16 protein-coding genes are annotated in these 15,899 nt (G+C 63.1%); 5 read left to right on the top strand and 11 right to left on the bottom strand.

Annotated features, from left to right (window positions below; genetic code table 11):
• Positions 1-27: 27 nt before the first annotated feature.
• Genes AC3WOB_RS17185 through AC3WOB_RS17150 form a run of 8 tightly spaced genes read right to left on the bottom strand, consistent with a single transcriptional unit; the run spans position 28 to position 6,596 of the window.
• A complete protein-coding gene (locus AC3WOB_RS17185; protein WP_237709964.1) occupies positions 28-453 on the bottom strand; it encodes a RidA family protein in 426 nt (141 codons plus the stop codon).
• Complete coding sequence (locus tag AC3WOB_RS17180) at positions 431-1,657, bottom strand: pyridoxal phosphate-dependent aminotransferase (RefSeq protein WP_013390775.1); 1,227 nt, start codon at positions 1,655-1,657, stop codon at positions 431-433. Before AC3WOB_RS17180 ends, AC3WOB_RS17185 begins: the two co-directional genes overlap by 23 nt.
• The gene (locus AC3WOB_RS17175; protein WP_492275697.1) at positions 1,654-2,778 is read right to left on the bottom strand and encodes a threonine ammonia-lyase; all 1,125 of its coding nucleotides are present in this window, start codon (positions 2,776-2,778) and stop codon (positions 1,654-1,656) included. The genes AC3WOB_RS17180 and AC3WOB_RS17175 overlap by 4 nt, the downstream gene beginning before the upstream one ends.
• Positions 2,779-2,801: 23 nt before the next feature.
• Positions 2,802-3,530: an amino acid ABC transporter ATP-binding protein gene (locus AC3WOB_RS17170; RefSeq protein WP_492275696.1), complete on the bottom strand. Its 729-nt coding sequence runs from the start codon at positions 3,528-3,530 to the stop codon at positions 2,802-2,804.
• Between the two features lie 26 nt (positions 3,531-3,556).
• The gene (locus AC3WOB_RS17165) at positions 3,557-4,219 is read right to left on the bottom strand and encodes an amino acid ABC transporter permease (protein ID WP_013390772.1); all 663 of its coding nucleotides are present in this window, start codon (positions 4,217-4,219) and stop codon (positions 3,557-3,559) included.
• Positions 4,216-4,932: an amino acid ABC transporter permease gene (locus tag AC3WOB_RS17160; protein WP_492275949.1), complete on the bottom strand. Its 717-nt coding sequence runs from the start codon at positions 4,930-4,932 to the stop codon at positions 4,216-4,218. The genes AC3WOB_RS17165 and AC3WOB_RS17160 overlap by 4 nt, the downstream gene beginning before the upstream one ends.
• A 22-nt stretch (positions 4,933-4,954) precedes the next feature.
• Positions 4,955-5,842: an amino acid ABC transporter substrate-binding protein gene (locus AC3WOB_RS17155; protein ID WP_013390770.1), complete on the bottom strand. Its 888-nt coding sequence runs from the start codon at positions 5,840-5,842 to the stop codon at positions 4,955-4,957.
• A 16-nt stretch (positions 5,843-5,858) separates the two neighbouring features.
• Positions 5,859-6,596: an HAD family hydrolase gene (locus tag AC3WOB_RS17150; protein WP_013390769.1), complete on the bottom strand. Its 738-nt coding sequence runs from the start codon at positions 6,594-6,596 to the stop codon at positions 5,859-5,861.
• A gap of 101 nt (positions 6,597-6,697) precedes the next feature.
• Between AC3WOB_RS17150 and AC3WOB_RS17145 the strand changes: the two genes are divergently transcribed.
• Positions 6,698-7,393: a GntR family transcriptional regulator gene (locus tag AC3WOB_RS17145; protein WP_013390768.1), complete on the top strand. Its 696-nt coding sequence runs from the start codon at positions 6,698-6,700 to the stop codon at positions 7,391-7,393.
• Between the two features lie 197 nt (positions 7,394-7,590).
• On the opposite strand, the gene gyrB is transcribed toward AC3WOB_RS17145, so the two are convergent.
• The 3 genes from gyrB to dnaA all read right to left on the bottom strand — a co-directional run bounded on the left by gyrB (position 7,591) and on the right by dnaA (position 12,709).
• Positions 7,591-10,038, bottom strand: a complete 2,448-nt coding sequence (gene gyrB / locus AC3WOB_RS17140; protein ID WP_013390767.1) for a DNA topoisomerase (ATP-hydrolyzing) subunit B — start codon at positions 10,036-10,038, stop codon at positions 7,591-7,593.
• A gap of 95 nt (positions 10,039-10,133) precedes the next feature.
• Positions 10,134-11,243: a DNA polymerase III subunit beta gene (dnaN, locus tag AC3WOB_RS17135; protein WP_013390766.1), complete on the bottom strand. Its 1,110-nt coding sequence runs from the start codon at positions 11,241-11,243 to the stop codon at positions 10,134-10,136.
• Between the two features lie 2 nt (positions 11,244-11,245).
• Positions 11,246-12,709 carry a chromosomal replication initiator protein DnaA gene (dnaA, locus tag AC3WOB_RS17130; RefSeq protein WP_013390765.1) on the bottom strand — a complete coding sequence of 488 codons (1,464 nt, stop codon included), beginning with the start codon at positions 12,707-12,709 and terminating at the stop codon, positions 11,246-11,248.
• A 395-nt stretch (positions 12,710-13,104) separates the two neighbouring features.
• Between dnaA and rpmH the strand changes: the two genes are divergently transcribed.
• Genes rpmH through yidC form a run of 4 tightly spaced genes read left to right on the top strand, consistent with a single transcriptional unit; the run spans position 13,105 to position 15,654 of the window.
• A complete protein-coding gene (gene rpmH / locus AC3WOB_RS17125) occupies positions 13,105-13,239 on the top strand; it encodes a 50S ribosomal protein L34 (protein WP_003816025.1) in 135 nt (44 codons plus the stop codon).
• A gap of 49 nt (positions 13,240-13,288) precedes the next feature.
• The gene (locus tag AC3WOB_RS17120; RefSeq protein WP_013397083.1) at positions 13,289-13,660 is read left to right on the top strand and encodes a ribonuclease P protein component; all 372 of its coding nucleotides are present in this window, start codon (positions 13,289-13,291) and stop codon (positions 13,658-13,660) included.
• Positions 13,657-13,929, top strand: coding sequence for a membrane protein insertion efficiency factor YidD (yidD, locus tag AC3WOB_RS17115; protein ID WP_013397082.1), 273 nt, complete (start codon positions 13,657-13,659; stop codon positions 13,927-13,929). Before AC3WOB_RS17120 ends, yidD begins: the two co-directional genes overlap by 4 nt.
• A 48-nt stretch (positions 13,930-13,977) precedes the next feature.
• A complete protein-coding gene (gene yidC / locus AC3WOB_RS17110) occupies positions 13,978-15,654 on the top strand; it encodes a membrane protein insertase YidC (RefSeq protein WP_013397081.1) in 1,677 nt (558 codons plus the stop codon).
• Positions 15,655-15,899 lie beyond the last annotated feature (245 nt).

Below are 15,899 nucleotides of genomic sequence, written 5' to 3'. Positions count from 1 at the left end.
GAACCGGCGCGCGCCATCATTGAATGATTAGGCGAAACTTCGAACGAGTATCGCATCGACCTCGATGTCGAACGCGCTGAAACCGGACTGGATCAAGGTCCTGGCAGGCGGCGGTTCCCCAACATAGGTCGCGTAGATCGCGTCGAATTCCTGCGCATGGGCCAGGTCCCTCAAGAACACACCCACCTTGACTGCGTCGCGCAGGCTAGCCCCTGCCGCATTCGCGGCAGCCTCGAGATTGTCGAGCGCCATTCTTGCCTGGGCGGCAAAGGGCTTGTCTCCATGTCTGACGTTGTCGCGATCGCGCGGTGTCTGGCCCGAGAGAAACAGGAGTTGGCCAGCCTGCATGGCCACGCTGTAGGTGCCGGCCGGCGGCGGCGTCGATTCGCTGGAATACGCTTTTCTGATCATTTTTTCGGGGTGGCTTGGGTTAAGCGAGACGATGTTCTTCAAGGACGGTCGCGATGCGTTTGACGGCGTCGACCGCCGCCTCGTGGTTCTGCGAGAAATTGAGGCGGATGCTGTCGCCGGCGTGCGGGCTGAATTCAGTCCCCGGCGTGACCGTGACGTTAGCCCGCGACCGCAGCGTCCGGATGAAGGTCTGCAAAGTCATGTGTAGCTTGGGCAGCTGCGGAAACAGGTAGCTGCCCGCTTGCGGTGTGCGGACCGCCACACCCTCGATGCCGCGAAACAGCGACAGCAGGTCGTCGCGGATCTGCTGGTGCCTTCCGATGCGGTCGGCCAGCCATCCGGCGGGTTCGGAGAACCAGGTCTGCAACACAGCCTGGCAGTAACCCGGCGCGCGCAACGAGACGATGGCCTGGAGTTTCTCCATGCGCTGAATGATGCGGGCATTGCCAAATGCCACCCCCAATCGATAGCCGCTCAACGATTCCGTTTTTGACGGTCCCATGATGGTGACGACGTTGTCGTCCGCCTGCGGGACGCCTCGCAAATGGACATATGGCTGCCCCGCATACAGCAGACGGGAGTAGAGTTGGTCGACAATGACCGTTGCGCCGAACCTCTCGGCCAGCGCAGCGATCTGCCCGATTTCGTTGCGGGAATACACAGCCCCTGTGGGGTTGTTCGGGTTCGAGAAGAGAAAGACCTTGGCGCCCGCCTTGAATGCCGATTCCAATTGCTGCAAATCCAGGCCGGCATGCGCCGTGTTGTTCAGATAGTCGAGTTGCACAGGGATCATCTCCGCCCCCATGAATTCGACCAGCTTGCGATTGGCGAAGTAGTCGGGCTGCACGATCGCGACTTTTTCGCCGGCAGTCACGGTGCTTGCGACAGCGAGAAACAGTGCGCTCTGGGTACCGGGCGTGATGATGAGTTCTTCGGCACCCGAAACGGGATGGCCCGAAAACGCCGCCAGATCGAGCGCGAGCTTCTCGCGGATGGCCGACTGGCCACGGTATTCGGTATAGGCCTGGGAACCGCCGCGATGAACGCCTTGGACGAAAGCGTCAAGCGCCCCCGGCGTGGGTTCAAACGCACCGGCATTGACGTCGCCGTGCGAGAAATCCACGGCCACGCCCGGAAGGCTTGCGCCTTCATGCAGCAGACGTTCGCCGCCGTGGCTTTCCCGCACCTCCTGGCCCGGCGCGTTATCAATGCCCAGCTTCAGGAACTTTTCTTCAATCGCATTCATGGCGTTCTCGTCGTGTTAACAAAATGGGTGACTTGTGATGGTTCGGCGGCTCTATTCCGATCGATCTCGACCGTGTCATCGTTCTCCTGAAGCAATCGCGCCAGCAACGGCATGTCGATATTGCCGCCGGACAACACGATCAGCATGTCCTTGCCGCCTGACTGCAGCCGTCCGGCCAGTACCGCCGCCAACGCCACGGCTCCGCCCGGCTCAACCACCATGCCCAACTCCGTCAGCGAAAACCGGATGGTGTACGCAATTTCTGCGTCCGTCACGGCCAAGGCTTCATCAAGAAAATGCCGATTGATTTCGAACGGCAGTTGCGCGGGCTTTACCGCTTGCAAGGCATCCGCCAGCGTGGTCGCCGTGGGCGCGTTGACCTCCCGGGTTCCGCTGGCGAGCGAGCGCACGGTGTCGTCGAACCCGCAGGGTTCCACGGCCACCACGCGCAGGTTCGGCAGAAGGGCGTCCAGCACCAGTCCGCAGCCGGCCACCAGTCCGCCGCCGCCGCAAGGCGCGGCAAACGTACCCAGATTTGCCCTGGCCGCGGGCGCAAGCGCATCCAGCGCTTCCAGCGCCACGGTTCCTTGCGCCGCCAGCACGTCGGGGTGATCGCCAGGAGGGATCAGCGTGCCGCCTGACTCCAGCAACAACCGCATGCCGATGACTTCCCGGCTTTCGCGCCGCCGGTCGTAATGAACCACGCGTGCGCCGTGGGCCAGTGCTCGAGCGACCTTGTTGCGAGGTGCGTCGGCCGGCATGACGATCGTTGCCGGAATGCCGAGACAGCGTGCCGCCCAGGCCACGGCCTGGCCATGATTGCCGGTGGAATAGGCAACGACGCCCCGTTGCCGTTCAGACTCGCTCAAGCCCAACAGGGCGTTGAACGCGCCGCGCGCCTTGAAGGATCCCGTCACCTGGAGGTTCTCGGCCTTGATCCAGACTGGCGCGCCCACGATGCAATCGAGGGCTGCCGATCGCATGAGCGGCGTCGTGACCACATGAGGCCGGATGCGTTCGAGCGCTGCGCGGACATCGTCAAAAACGGGCACGCGCATCTTGCCGAGTGATTCGTGTGCGATGAACGCGCCAGGTCTGGTCTTCGGTCTGTTTCGTGTCATGGGGATTTTCGGATTCGATAGCTTCAATGGGAGACCAGCCGCGACAGAAAGTCCTGCGCGCGCGCGGAACGGGGCGATGCGAAGAACATGTCCGTCGGCGTGTTCTCCACGACTTTCCCGGCATCCATGAAGATGACGTTGTCCGCGGCGCGCCTGGCAAAGCCCATCTCATGCGTGACAACGGCCATCGTCATACCGTCCTGGGCAAGCTCCAGCATCACGGAAAGCACCTCGCCTATCATCTCTGGATCCAGCGCCGACGTGGGCTCATCGAAGAGCATGACGATGGGGTCCATTGCCAGCGCCCGCGCAATCGCGATGCGCTGCTGCTGGCCGCCGGAAAGCTGGGCCGGATACGCGTCGATCTTTCCAGGCAGCCCGACACGGCCCAACAATTCCCGGGCCTTGTGGTGCGCAGCCTCCCGCGTTCGCCCCAGCACCTTCATGGGGGCAAGACAGAGGTTGTCGAGCACGGTCAGGTGCGGATAGAGCTCGAAATGCTGAAACACCATGCCGACACGGCTGCGCAGATCGCTCAGATTGGAGGCAGCGGCGCCCACATCGACGCCGTCGACCCGCACGCTGCCGCGTTGGAACGACTCCAGACCGTTGAAGCACTTGATCAGCGTGCTTTTGCCGGAGCCCGAGGGTCCGCAGATCACGGCCACCTCGCCGCGGCGGATCGCCATGTCGCAACCATTGAGCACGGGGGTCGCGCCATAGGATTTGTGCAGTCCGGATACTTCGATCATGGGCGCTTCTTCTCGCTGTTCTGATGTCATACGGCGCTCCTGCGCTTGGCAGCCAGGTGTGCCGCCAGTGAAAGGGATGCGCAGAGCACGAAGTAGACGAGCGCTGCGAACAGGTACATCTCGATCAATCGGTTGTCCCGGTTGGCCACGATGCTGGTGGACGTCATGAAGTCTCGCAACGAGATGACGTAGACGAGCGAGGTGTCCTGGAACAGCACGATCGCTTGCGTGATGAGCACGGGCATCATGTTGCGCAGCGCCTGTGGCAGCACCACGAAGCGCAATGCCTGCGCACGGCTCAGGCCCGACGCCGCAGCAGCCTGCCATTGCCCCGAACGCACGCTCTGCAGGCCCGCGCGGATTATTTCCGAGTAGTAAGCTGCCTCGAACAGCGTGAAGGCAATCAACGCCGAGGGTAGCGCTCCCACGGGCTTGCCGACGATCAGCGGCACCAGGAAATAGAACCAGAAGATGACGAGGATCAATGGCACGGCGCGGAAGCCGTTCACATACACGGCAGCGGCTCCCGCGAGCAGCGCATGCCTGGAGAGGCGCGCAAGCGCCAGCAGCAGGCCAAGCACGAGGCCGCCGGCCATCGCCACCAGGGTCAGCAGCAGACTCAGCCCCAGCCCCTCCAGCAGAAACGGCCACGCCTTCACGATGACCGAGACGTCGAATACGCCATTCATATCCGTCCTCCTTGGGTGCCTGGGATCAGCAGCTTCTTTTCCAGGCTGCGCATGCCTGCGGTGACGCATAGGGCGATGGAGAGGTACACCAGGGTGGCGGCGGTAAATGCTTCAAAGCCGCTGAAGGTATAGCTCTCGATCTGGCGGCTCTGCGCCGTCATCTCGAATACGCCTATGGTCAGCGCCAAGGCGGAGTTCTTGAAGACCGTAAGAAACTCCGAGGTCATCGGCGGCAGGACCAGCCGCAGCGCCTGGGGCAGCAGGATGTAGCGATAGGCCTGCGCCAGCGTCATGCCGCTGGCGTAGGCCGCGAGCCGTTGTCCGCGCGGCAATGCGGCGATGCCGGAGCGGACCTGTACCGCCACGCGCGCGGCGGTGAACAAGCCCAGGGCGGCAATCGCCGTCCAGATCTCCGGCATCGGCAGATCACGCTTCAGCCATCGACCGACCTCTCCCGGCAGCAGTTCCGGCACCACGAAGAACCAGATGAACAACTGAACCAGGAGCGGCACGTTCCTGAATACCGAAACGTAGACCGTCAACAACCACCGTATGCGGCCGGGCAGCGAGCCCAGCACGCCCAGCGCCAGGCCGATCACGACGGCGATGGCCCAGGCTGCGAGCGAGATCAGCACCGTCGCTTGCAGCCCGGAGATCAGCCAGCCCGCGTAAGGCTCCTCGAAAAGGACATTCCAATTCCATGCGTAGTTCATCATGAGCCCCGAGCGGATCGCGTCATTCCGGGAGTGCGGCCAATTTGAATGCCGCTGCCAGGTCCTTAGACAGCGGAACGCCCATGGGCGCGAACCACTTGTCGTAGGAAGCGTTGAGTTCCCCGGAGCGCACACTGCGCGCGATGGTGGCGTTCACCAGGCTGAGGAACACGGTGCTGTTCTTTTGCAGCATCAGGCCGTACGGATCGAATGACAGGGGCCGGCCGACCACTTCGAAGTCGACGGGCGTCGGCGCGCTCTTGCGCAATCCATAGAGCAGGATGTCGTCAGTGGAGAAAGCGTCGGCCCGGCCCGTCGAGAGCGCCAGAAAACCCTCGGAGTTGTCCCTCACAGGAACGATGCGGACCTGCAGATTCTTCGCTTCGATCAATGCCTTGATCAGCCGTTCGGGAGTGGTGTTGATCGGCAGCGCCACAGCCTTTCCGTTGAGGTCCTCAACCTCCTTGATGTCCGCGCCCTTGCGCACCAGCAGCCGGGTGGTCGAGATGAAGTGCGGGGCGCTGAAGTCAACCTGGGCCTGGCGGCCGAGGGAGTTGACCGTCGAGCCGCATTCGAGGTCGACGGTGCCGTTGGCGACCAACGCGATCCGGTTTTGCGGGTTCACCGCGATGTAGTCGACCTTCAGTGCCGGCATCTGCAATCGCTGCCGGACCGCGTCCACCACCTTCATGCACAGGTCCATGGCGTAACCCACAGGCTTCCTGGCGTCGTCCAGATAGGAAAAGGGAATCGACGATTCGCGATAACCCAGCGTGATGGTTCCCTTTGCCTTGATGCGCTCCAGGATGGGATCAGTACTCTGCGCCATCGCCGCCACGCTGCCTGCGAGCAGGACTGCGCCTAGGGCGCCGCGCAGGACGCGGGGCACGAAATGGATGGTGGTGGTCATGGGGTCACTCCTCTTGTCACACCAGCGTTGGGGCGGGTTGATCGGCGCCGGTCAGGGCGGCAACCAGTTCTGCGAGGCTGGAAACCGTCAGGTCGGGTTTCGCCTCGGCCGCGCCTTCGCCCGACAAGCCCAGCAGCCTGCCCGGGCGGTTGACCCAGGCGCAACGGACGCCCAGCCGGTTTGCCGGCGTGATGTCGGCCCGCAAGCTTTGGCCGACGTGCAGGATCCGTTCGCGCGGGATGCCCATGCGCATGAGATCGCCTATGCCCGTGTCGAAGTGCGGCCAATCGGGCTTGTAGGCGCCTACGCGTTGTGCCGTCACCACCAGATCGAAGCGGAAGTCCAGGTTGTCGCACGAGGTATTGAGCGAAGCCTGGTCGATGTTGCTGAACGCGCCCACCTTGGCGGACTGCTGCAGGCGCACCAATCCAGCATGGCTGTCGTCGAATGCCGGCCAGGTGTGCGGCGCGGCCGCGAACTGGCGGCGCAGGTCCGGGTCCACGGCCACCTTGAACTGGACGCAGATGCGCTCGAAGCACTTGGTCAGGACGTCGGGGTAGAGGTGCGCCGGGCGTTCCTTCTGGATCGCCGCGCGGGCGCCATCGAAAGCCATGATCAGGGTTTCGGCGTCGGCCTCGATGCGGTTCTCGCGCGCCCAGCGCGTCAGAAACTTGGCGATCGAAGGCTCCCAGTCAATCAACGTGCCATACACGTCGAAGGTCACGGCATCGAAATCGGAAAGGCGGAGCGTCATATGCAACCTTGATGAAAAGTGAGGGGTCCGTGAACTATAATCGATAATCGATAATCGGCAATACCTGATCAGTCCGTATAATCCCTAAGAGGAGGAAATCTATGGACTACAGTGAAGCGTCGCCGGTGGCGCAGGCCCTGGCGGATCGTTCGATCGCTGGCGCGGTGGTAGACGCCCTGCGCGGAGAAATCATCCACGGCCAGCTAAAGCCAGGAGAACGCCTGCGCCAGGATGCCGTGGCCTCGCGTTTCCGGGTCAGCCAAACCGTCGTGCGAGAGGCGTTCAAGGACCTCATCCGCGAGTGCTTCCTGGTCTCGGAGCCTCGTCGCGGCGTCAGCGTGGCGACCATGTCGGCCGACGAAGCCGAAGAAATGACGACGTTGCGCAGCGTGGTCGAGCCGCAAGCCTTGGCTTGGGCCATCCCCAAGCTGACAGAGGTTCAGTTCGAAGCAGCCGAGCGCGTGCTCAAGGAGCTGGACAACGAAACCAGCGTCGATCAAATCATCCTGCTGAATGCCCGCTTTCACCGGGGGCTATATGCCGCTGCTAACCGCCCAAGGACGCTGACGATGGTCGAGACATTGCGTCTGGGCTTCGAACGCTATTTGCGTTACACGTGGGAGTTCACGACCCACCGGGATCGCTCGCAACAGGAGCACTGGGAACTTCTGGCGATGTGCAAGCAGGGTGAAGTAAACAACGCCTGCAGCCTCCTGACGCAGCACATCCGTGCAACGGGAGACTTGCTCGTCGAATGCCTCGCGAAGCGGCCGATTGAACAAACGTCCAAGCTTTGAAGCACTTGGAGCCAGGGCTGGCGCGCATCCCTGACGGGCTAGGGCACCGGCGCAGCCTGGCAGTTCACGGATAGGCTGGGAGCCCAAAGCCCGGCGCGTTTGCGCCAAGAAAAAAGGGGGGCTGCGATGCAGCCCCCCTTTTCACACAATCCGGAGTTCCCAGGAAGAATCCAGATTTTCGCGGGATCGCGCGCCGATCAGGCGTCGATATTCCCCGCCGACAGCGCATGCGTCTCGATGAAGTTGCGGCGCGGTTCGACGTCGTCGCCCATCAGCGTGGTGAAGACCTCGTCGGCCGCGATGGCGTCCTCGATCTGCACGCGCAGCAGGCGGCGCACCTTCGGGTCCATGGTGGTTTCCCACAGCTGTTCCGGGTTCATTTCGCCCAGACCCTTGTAGCGCTGCTTGGAGATGCTGCGGTCGGCTTCGCTGCGCAGCCATTGCATGGCTTCGCGGAAGTCGGACACGGTCTGTTCCTTGCGCTTTTCGCCTTCACCGCGGGCCGCCAGCGAACGCGCGCTGACCTTGCCGGAGAAGCTCTTGGCGGCCTTGGATAGCACGGCGTAGTCCGACCCGTTGACGAAGTCCGCGTCGATGATGCTGACGCGCACGTTGCCGTGGTGCATGCGTTGCACCGACAGGCGATGGCGTTCGGTGGCCTCGTCGAACTGCGGCACCACTTCGACGCCGTTGCCGCTGACCGGATCGCGCATGGCATCGGCCAGCCGGCGGGCGGAATCGGCGGTGGACTCGGCAGATTCCAGATTGATCTCCACGCCTTCGGCCATGGCCGACAGCGCGCCCACGTCGAACACGCGCGACAGGCGCGCGATGACGCCGTCGGCCGCCACGTACTGGCGCGCCAGGTCGCTCAACTCGTCACCACGGATGATGTTGCCGCCCGAGATGATCTCGGCATCCTTCAGCGCCAGTTGCAGCATGAACTGCGCTTCTTCCTGGTCGTCCTTCAGATACCGTTCTTCACGGCCGACCTTGACCTTGTACAGCGGCGGCTGCGCGATATACACGTAGCCGCGCTGCACCAGCTCGGGCATCTGGCGGTACAGCAGCGTCAGCAGCAGGGTGCGGATGTGCGCGCCGTCCACGTCCGCGTCGGTCATGATGATGAGGCGGTGGTAGCGCAGCTTGTCGACGTTGAAGTCGGGACCGATGCTGGTTCCCAGCGCGGTGATCAGCGTGGCGATCTGTTCGCTGGCGATCAGGCGGTCGAAGCGCGCCTTCTCCACGTTCAGCACCTTGCCGCGCAGCGGCAGGATGGCCTGGAACTTGCGGTCGCGGCCCTGCTTGGCCGAGCCGCCTGCGGAGTCACCCTCGACGATGTAGAGCTCGCACAGCGCCGGATCCTTTTCCTGGCAGTCGGCCAGCTTGCCGGGCAGGCCGGCGCCTTCCAGCACGCTCTTGCGGCGGGTCATCTCGCGCGCCTTGCGCGCGGCTTCGCGCGCGCGGGCGGCTTCGACGATCTTGGCGCACAGCGCCTTGGCGTCGATCGGGTTCTCGAGCAGCCAGGATTCCAGCGTGCGGGCCACGGCTTCTTCAACCGCCGGGCGCACTTCGCTGGAGACCAGCTTGTCCTTGGTCTGGCTGCTGAACTTGGGTTCGGGCACCTTCACCGACAGCACGCAGGCCAGGCCTTCGCGCATGTCGTCGCCGGAGGTTTCGACCTTGGCCTTCTTGGCCAGTTCGTTATCGGCGATGTACTTGTTGATGATGCGGGTCATCGCCGCGCGCAGGCCGGTCAGGTGCGAGCCGCCGTCGCGCTGCGGGATGTTGTTGGTGAAGCACAGCACGCTTTCGCTATAGCTGTCGTTCCACTGCATCGCCACTTCGACGCCGACCGGCACGCCGCCCGCCGAGGACTCGGTGGTGACCGAGAACACGTTCGGGTGCAGCACGGTCTTGCTGCGGTTGATGTATTCGACGAAGCCCTTCACGCCGCCGGAGAACGCGAAGTTCTCTTCCTTGCCCTGGCGCTGGTCGATCAGGCGGATCTTCACGCCATTGTTCAGGAACGACAGCTCGCGCAGGCGCTTGGAGAGGATCTCGTAGTGGTACTCGATGTTGTTGAAGATGATCGGGTCGGCCAGAAAGCGCACTTCGGTGCCGCGCTTGTCGGTCGTGCCGGTCACCGCCAGGGGCGCGACGCGCTCGCCTTGGCGGAATTCCATCTGGTGCACTTCGCCGTTGCGGCGGATGGTCAGCCGCAGCCATTCGGACAGCGCGTTCACGCAAGACACGCCCACGCCGTGCAGGCCGCCAGACACCTTGTAGGAGTTCTGGTCGAACTTGCCGCCGGCATGCAGTTCGGTCATGACGATTTCCGCCGCGCTGCGGTGGAATTCGTCGTCCTTGTGGATGTCGGTGGGAATGCCGCGGCCGTTGTCGGTGACCGAGATGGAGTTGTCGGTGTGGATCGTGACGACAATGTCGTCGCAATAGCCGGCCAGGGCTTCGTCGATGGCGTTGTCGACGACTTCGAACACCATGTGGTGCAAGCCGGTGCCGTCGGACGTGTCGCCGATGTACATGCCGGGGCGCTTGCGCACGGCCTCCAGCCCCTTGAGCATCTTGATCGAGTCAGCGCCGTAGCCGCTGTTCTCGGGAGTGGTGTTCTGCTGATCTGACATGTCTGTATCGATAACGCTTTAAAGAACGGCCTGGCGGCCGGACCGCGGACGCAGCACGAGGCTGCGCCGCGGCACAAACCCACAAGTGGCGCGGATCAGATCCGCATGGGCATGACGACGTACTTGAACTGGTCGTCTTCGGGCAAGGTGATGAGCGCCGACGCGTTGGCATCGGGCATGACCGACCACTGGATGTTGTCCACCTTGACGTTGGCCAGCACGTCGAGCAGGTAGCCGACGTTAAAGCCCACATCCAGCGCTTCATGGCCGTAGTCGATGTCGATTTCTTCCTGCGCCTCTTCCTGCTCGGCGTTGGAAGACGAGATCTTCATCTGGTTCTGCGCCAGTTGCAGGCGCACGCCCTTGAACTTGTCGGTGGTCAGGATGGCGGCGCGCTGCAGGCTGCCCTGGAGCGCTTCGCGGTTGACCAGGAAATGGCGCGTGTAGTTCGTCGGGATCACGCGGGTGAAATCGGGGAACTTGCCTTCGACCAGCTTGGACACCAGTTCCACGTCGCCGAAGCGGAAGCGGATCTGGCCCGGCGCCACGTCGATGGAAACCGGCTCGTCGGAGTCTTCCAGCAGGCGCTGCATTTCCAGCACGGTCTTGCGCGGCACGATCACTTCATGGCGTTCGCTGATGCCGTCGGCTTCCGTCGAGCAGTGCGCCAGGCGGTGGCCATCGGTGGCGACGGCGCGCACGCGGCCCGGTTCGAACACCAGCAGCATGCCGTTCAGGTAGTAGCGGATGTCCTGTTGCGCCATGGCGAAGTGCACCATGTTGAACAGGTGACGCAGCGTGCGCTGCGGCATGGTCAGCGACACGTCCCACTGCTCGGGCTGAGCCACGGTGGGGAATTCGCTGGCAGCCAGCGTCTGCAGCGCGAAACGGCTCTTGGCCGACTGTACCGACAGCTTGTTGCTGGCCAGCGCCAGGCGCACGTCGCCGGTGTCCGGCAGGGCCTTCAGGATGTCCAGCAGCTTGCGCGCGGCGACCGTGGTGGATTCGTTGTCTTGACCCACGCCGAAATCGGCATGGGTGGTGATCTGTACTTCCAGGTCGGTCGCAATGAAGGCAACCTTGTTGCCTTCCTTGCGCATCAGGATGTTCGCCAGAATGGGCAGGGTATGGCGTCTTTCGACGATGCCCGCCACAGTCGATAGCGGTTTCAGCAATGCATCGCGTGTGGTTTGTACGAGTTGCATGTTCATCCTTTTAGAGTTTGTTCCAACACGTGCAGGGTATGGTTGAGCTCCGCTTGCTTGGCGCGGGCGTCGGAAATCTTGCGTACGGCATGCAGCACGGTGGTGTGATCACGACCACCGAACAGATCGCCGATTTCCGGCAGGCTTTTCTGGGTCAGCTCCTTGGCCAGGTACATCGCGACCTGGCGCGGCAAAGCGATATTGGCGGGCCGGCGTTTCGAGTACATGTCGGCCACTTTGATCTTGTAGAAATCCGCCACCGTCTTCTGGATGTTCTCCACGGTGATCTGGCCGTTGGATACCGACAGCAAGTCCTTCAGGGCTTCCTTGCAGACATCCACCGTCAGCACGTCGCGGCCGTGGAAGCGGGCGTAGGCCAGGACCTTGCGCAGCGCGCCTTCCAGTTCGCGCACGTTGCTGCGCAGATGCTTGGCAATGAAGAACGCCACTTCCTCGGGCATGGGCACGCCTTCGGATTCCGCCTTGCGCAGCAGGATCGCCACGCGCATTTCCAGTTCCGGCGGCTCGATGGCCACCGTCAGGCCGGAATCGAAGCGCGAGATCAGGCGGCTGTCGATGCCCGACAGTTCCTTCGGATACGTGTCGCTGGTGATGATGATCTGCTTGCGCTGGGCCACCATCGCTTCGAACGCGTAGAAGAATTCTTCCTGCGTGCGGTTCTTGCCGGAGAAGAACTGGATATCGTCGATCAGCAGCAGGTCGAGCGAATGGTAGTAGCGCTTGAAATCGTCGAACGCCTTGCGCTGGTACGCCTTCACCACGTCAGACACGTACTGGTCGGCATGCACATAGCGCACGCGCACACCGGTGCCCGCCGCCACCATGGCATTGCCGATGGCGTGGATCAGGTGGGTCTTGCCCAAGCCCACGCCGCCGTACAGGAACAGTGGGTTGTAGGACGTGCCGGGGTTCTCGGCCACCTGCAGCGCGGCGGCGCGCGCCAGCTGGTTCGCCTTACCCGTCACGAAGTTCTCGAACGTCAGGTCGGTGTTCAGGCGCGAGCGCTCGTACACGATGTTGGCTGCGTCCGCGTTCACCGCTTGCGCAGCCGCCGTCGTCGCGGGCGCAGGAGCAGGCTGGGCGGGCGCTAGCGCGGGTCCGGGCGGCGGCGCGCCGCCTGCAGGGGAACCACCGGACGGGTACGTTTGCGCGGGTTGCGGAGCGCGCACGGGCGCGACCGGCATACGCGGCGCAGTGCCTTGGGAGGGCAACTCAAACAGTACCTGCACCGGACGCTCGAACCACTCCGCGGCCAACGCTTCGATCTGGTGGGAAAAGTTCTTTCGCACCCAATCCAGCTTGAAGCGGTTGGGCGCGGCAACGCGCAGCACCGCCTGCGTTTCGTCGTACGCAAGCGGGACCAGCGGTCGTATCCACGCGCTGATTTGTTGGGGGGGGAGTTCCTGCTCAAGACGACTGACGCAGGTCTGCCAGAATTCTTTCATGTCGCTCTTATTCAAACCTCGATTCTACCTTGCCTGGGCTGGGGTTATCCACAGGGTAGGGCATAAGTGTCTGCATGGCCCAGGCTTAACTGTTTGACAAGACAGGGAAAACTTGCTGAAATGGTGGGCTTTTCCGAATTCTGTCTGTCAGAAGGTTCCACAGAGAGCTTAGCCGCGCTTTGTTGCCGGTGGTGTCTAACGATGCCTACGCCCATGCAACTGCCTGGTTTTAGCTTCTATAAGTCGCCCGGGGTTTCCCCGGTCAGAGCCCCGTCTACGAGTTGTTTTTTGCACCTGTTGCAAAAATGCTCATTAGATACCCGCTTCCTGAATGCGCGACCAGGAACCCTTCCGGGCAGGTCCCTTCTGACTTTTGTTCTTTTTGTGGATCGTCCATGAAACGTACCTACCAACCTTCCGTTACCCGCCGCAAGCGCACCCATGGCTTTCGCGTGCGCATGAAAACCCGCGCTGGCCGCGCTATCCTGAACGCTCGCCGCGCCAAGGGCCGCAAGCGTCTGGCCGTCTGAGTCCTGGTTTTCCGGTTTTTCCGGAATCCTGACGCCTGACCTGCAGTCCATGCCGCGCTCCACGCTTCCGCCGGAGGCGCGGCTGCATCGCCCCTCCGAGTTCGCCGCCGCCCTCAAAGGCCGGCGTCTTGCCCGAGGGGCGTTCTTCATTGTGAGCGCCGCTCCCAATGATCTGCCTCCCGGCCAGGATGCCTGTGCGCGCCTGGGCCTGGTGATCGCCAAGCGGTTCGCCGCCCACGCCAGCACGCGCAACGCCATCAAGCGGGTCATCCGCGAGGCGTTCCGCCATCGGCGCCTGGGGTTGCCGGCAAAAGATTACGTCGTGCGCCTGCATAGCAAGGTTGCGCCCGCCACGCTCACTGCGCTGAAACGCGCGGCCAGAGCCGAAGTGGACGCTCACTTTGAGCGGATCGCGCGATGATCAAGGCTTTACTCATTGCCCCGATCCGGTTCTACAGGTTTTTCCTGAGTCCCTGGATCGGCCGGCAGTGCCGCTTTACTCCCACCTGCTCGGCGTATGCGATCGAAGCGATCGAGCGCCACGGCGCCTGGCGCGGCTTCTGGCTGGCGGTCCGGCGAATAGGGCGCTGCCACCCTTGGTCGCCGGGCGGATTGGATCCGGTTCCGCCGGCCAAGGGAACCAATGGCCCCTCGTGCTGTTCCCACAGCCACCGCACCGAGCACGATTGACGCTAAACTGGCGGGCTTTGCTGGCCCGTATTCACCTCAGTAGGCACCATGGATATCCGACGAACCGTCCTCTGGATGATTTTTTCCTTCTCGCTGTTGCTCCTATGGAACAACTGGCAGATCCATAACGGCAAGCCGTCGCTGTTCGGCCCCACGCCGGCCGCCACCACGAGCGAGCCGCAGGCTGCCGCGAACAACGCGACGCCCTCGGTGCCCAGTGCGCCTGTCCCCGCGACCGCCGCGGCATCCGCCGTGCCCGGCGCTGCGGCGCCCGTTGCCGCGCGTTCGGAAGAAGTCGTCATCACGACCGACGTGCTGCGCCTGACGTTCGACACCATGGGCGCCCAACTGGTGCGCGCCGAGCTGCTGAAGTACCCGGCTACCGGCCAACCGGACAAGCCCACGGTGCTGCTGGACCGCGCCGCCGGCCTGAACTACGTGGTGCAGACCGGCGTGGTCGGCGCCCCCAACGGCCAGAGCTTCCCAACGCACCAGACGCCTTTCCGTATCGTGTCCTCGGAGCGCCAGCTGACCGGCGACAACCTGGTGGTCGCCTTCGAAGGCGAATCCGGCGGCGTGAAAGTCACCAAGACCTTCACCCTGCACCGCGGCCGCTATGACGTCGACGTGCGCCACGACCTGGCCAACGTAGGCGCCGCCCCCGTGTCGCCCGCCCTGTACCTGCAGCTCGAACGCGACGGCAACGACCCCGCCGACACGTCCAGCTTCTATCACACCTTCACCGGTTTCGCGGTCTACTCGGAACAGGACAAGTTCCAGAAGATCACCTTCAGCGACATCGAAAAGAAGAAGGCCAGCTACATCAAGCAATCGGACAACGGCTGGATCGCCGTGGTCCAGCACTATTTCGCCACCGCCTGGGTGCCCCCGCAGGGCAAGCAGCGCACCAACGAACTGCTGGAAGTGCAGAAGAACCTGTACGCCGCTCGCAGCATCGAAGCCGTGGGCGAGATCGCCCCTGGCGCCGCCACGCGCGTCGACTCGCACCTGTGGGTCGGTCCGCAAGACCAGAAGGCCATGGCGGCCCTGGCCCCCGGTCTGGAACTGGTGGTCGACTACGGCTGGCTGACCATCATCGCCAAGCCGCTGTTCAAGCTGATGACCTGGCTGCACTCCCTCCTGGGCAACTGGGGCTGGACGATCGTGGCGCTGACCGTGCTGATCAAGGCCGTGTTCTACCCCCTGGCCGCCGCCAGCTACCGCTCCATGGCCCGCATGAAGCAGGTCGCTCCGCGCCTGCAGGCCCTGAAGGAAAAGTACGGCGACGACAAGCAGAAGCTCAACGCGGCCATGATGGAGATGTACCGCACCGAGAAGATCAATCCGCTGGGCGGCTGCTTGCCGATGGTGGTGCAAATCCCGGTGTTCATCTCGCTGTACTGGGTGCTGCTGGCCAGCGTGGAAATGCGCGGCGCGCCGTGGATCCTGTGGGTGCACGACCTGTCGATCCGCGACCCGTACTTCATTCTGCCCGCCATCATGATGGCCACCATGTTCCTGCAGATCAAACTGAACCCGACGCCTCCGGACCCCATCCAGGCCAAGGTCATGATGATCATGCCGCTGGTGTTCGGCGGGATGATGTTCTTCTTCCCGGCCGGCCTGGTGCTCTACTGGTGCGTCAACAACACCCTGTCGATCGCGCAGCAGTGGTCCATCACCCGCGCCATGCAGCGCAAGACGGAAGCTGCAGCCAACCGCTGATATCCGCGCTTGCTCAAGAAACCGGTCCCATGCGGACCGGTTTTTTTTCGCCCCGGCAGGATGCTCCATGCCAATCCGCGACTTTCTTGATAGTTATTCTTTATCAAGTTTTATAGATCAATCAACTTCACACAGTAAGGCAAGACCCCTATGATGTGTCGGAGATAGCCCCTGGCCGGCAATGCCGGGGTTGTCCCAGACACGGCGCGGGGCCCACAGTGGCTCCCCGCATTCCAGCATTTCAT

The organism is Achromobacter sp. FW305-C-30-7, from assembly GCF_058783105.1.
The sequence above is the reverse complement of the archived record's forward strand: the minus strand, read 5'-3'. Positions and strand labels throughout refer to the sequence as shown.

Excerpts from the sequence above, each read along its gene's own strand:
- AC3WOB_RS17145 (WP_013390768.1), top strand. The coding sequence starts at position 6,698 with ATGGACTACAGTGAAGCGTCGCCGGTGGCGCAGGCCCTGGCGGATCGT.
- dnaN (WP_013390766.1), bottom strand. The coding sequence starts at position 11,243 with ATGCAACTCGTACAAACCACACGCGATGCATTGCTGAAACCGCTATCG.
- AC3WOB_RS17150 (WP_013390769.1), bottom strand. The coding sequence starts at position 6,596 with ATGACGCTCCGCCTTTCCGATTTCGATGCCGTGACCTTCGACGTGTAT.
- yidD (WP_013397082.1), top strand. The coding sequence starts at position 13,657 with ATGATCAAGGCTTTACTCATTGCCCCGATCCGGTTCTACAGGTTTTTC.
- AC3WOB_RS17170 (WP_492275696.1), bottom strand. The coding sequence starts at position 3,530 with ATGATCGAAGTATCCGGACTGCACAAATCCTATGGCGCGACCCCCGTG.
- AC3WOB_RS17165 (WP_013390772.1), bottom strand. The coding sequence starts at position 4,219 with ATGAATGGCGTATTCGACGTCTCGGTCATCGTGAAGGCGTGGCCGTTT.
- rpmH (WP_003816025.1), top strand. The coding sequence starts at position 13,105 with ATGAAACGTACCTACCAACCTTCCGTTACCCGCCGCAAGCGCACCCAT.
- dnaA (WP_013390765.1), bottom strand. The coding sequence starts at position 12,709 with ATGAAAGAATTCTGGCAGACCTGCGTCAGTCGTCTTGAGCAGGAACTC.
- yidC (WP_013397081.1), top strand. The coding sequence starts at position 13,978 with ATGGATATCCGACGAACCGTCCTCTGGATGATTTTTTCCTTCTCGCTG.
- AC3WOB_RS17180 (WP_013390775.1), bottom strand. The coding sequence starts at position 1,657 with ATGAATGCGATTGAAGAAAAGTTCCTGAAGCTGGGCATTGATAACGCG.
- gyrB (WP_013390767.1), bottom strand. The coding sequence starts at position 10,038 with ATGTCAGATCAGCAGAACACCACTCCCGAGAACAGCGGCTACGGCGCT.
- AC3WOB_RS17160 (WP_492275949.1), bottom strand. The coding sequence starts at position 4,932 with ATGAACTACGCATGGAATTGGAATGTCCTTTTCGAGGAGCCTTACGCG.
- AC3WOB_RS17120 (WP_013397083.1), top strand. The coding sequence starts at position 13,289 with ATGCCGCGCTCCACGCTTCCGCCGGAGGCGCGGCTGCATCGCCCCTCC.
- AC3WOB_RS17175 (WP_492275697.1), bottom strand. The coding sequence starts at position 2,778 with ATGACACGAAACAGACCGAAGACCAGACCTGGCGCGTTCATCGCACAC.
- AC3WOB_RS17155 (WP_013390770.1), bottom strand. The coding sequence starts at position 5,842 with ATGACCACCACCATCCATTTCGTGCCCCGCGTCCTGCGCGGCGCCCTA.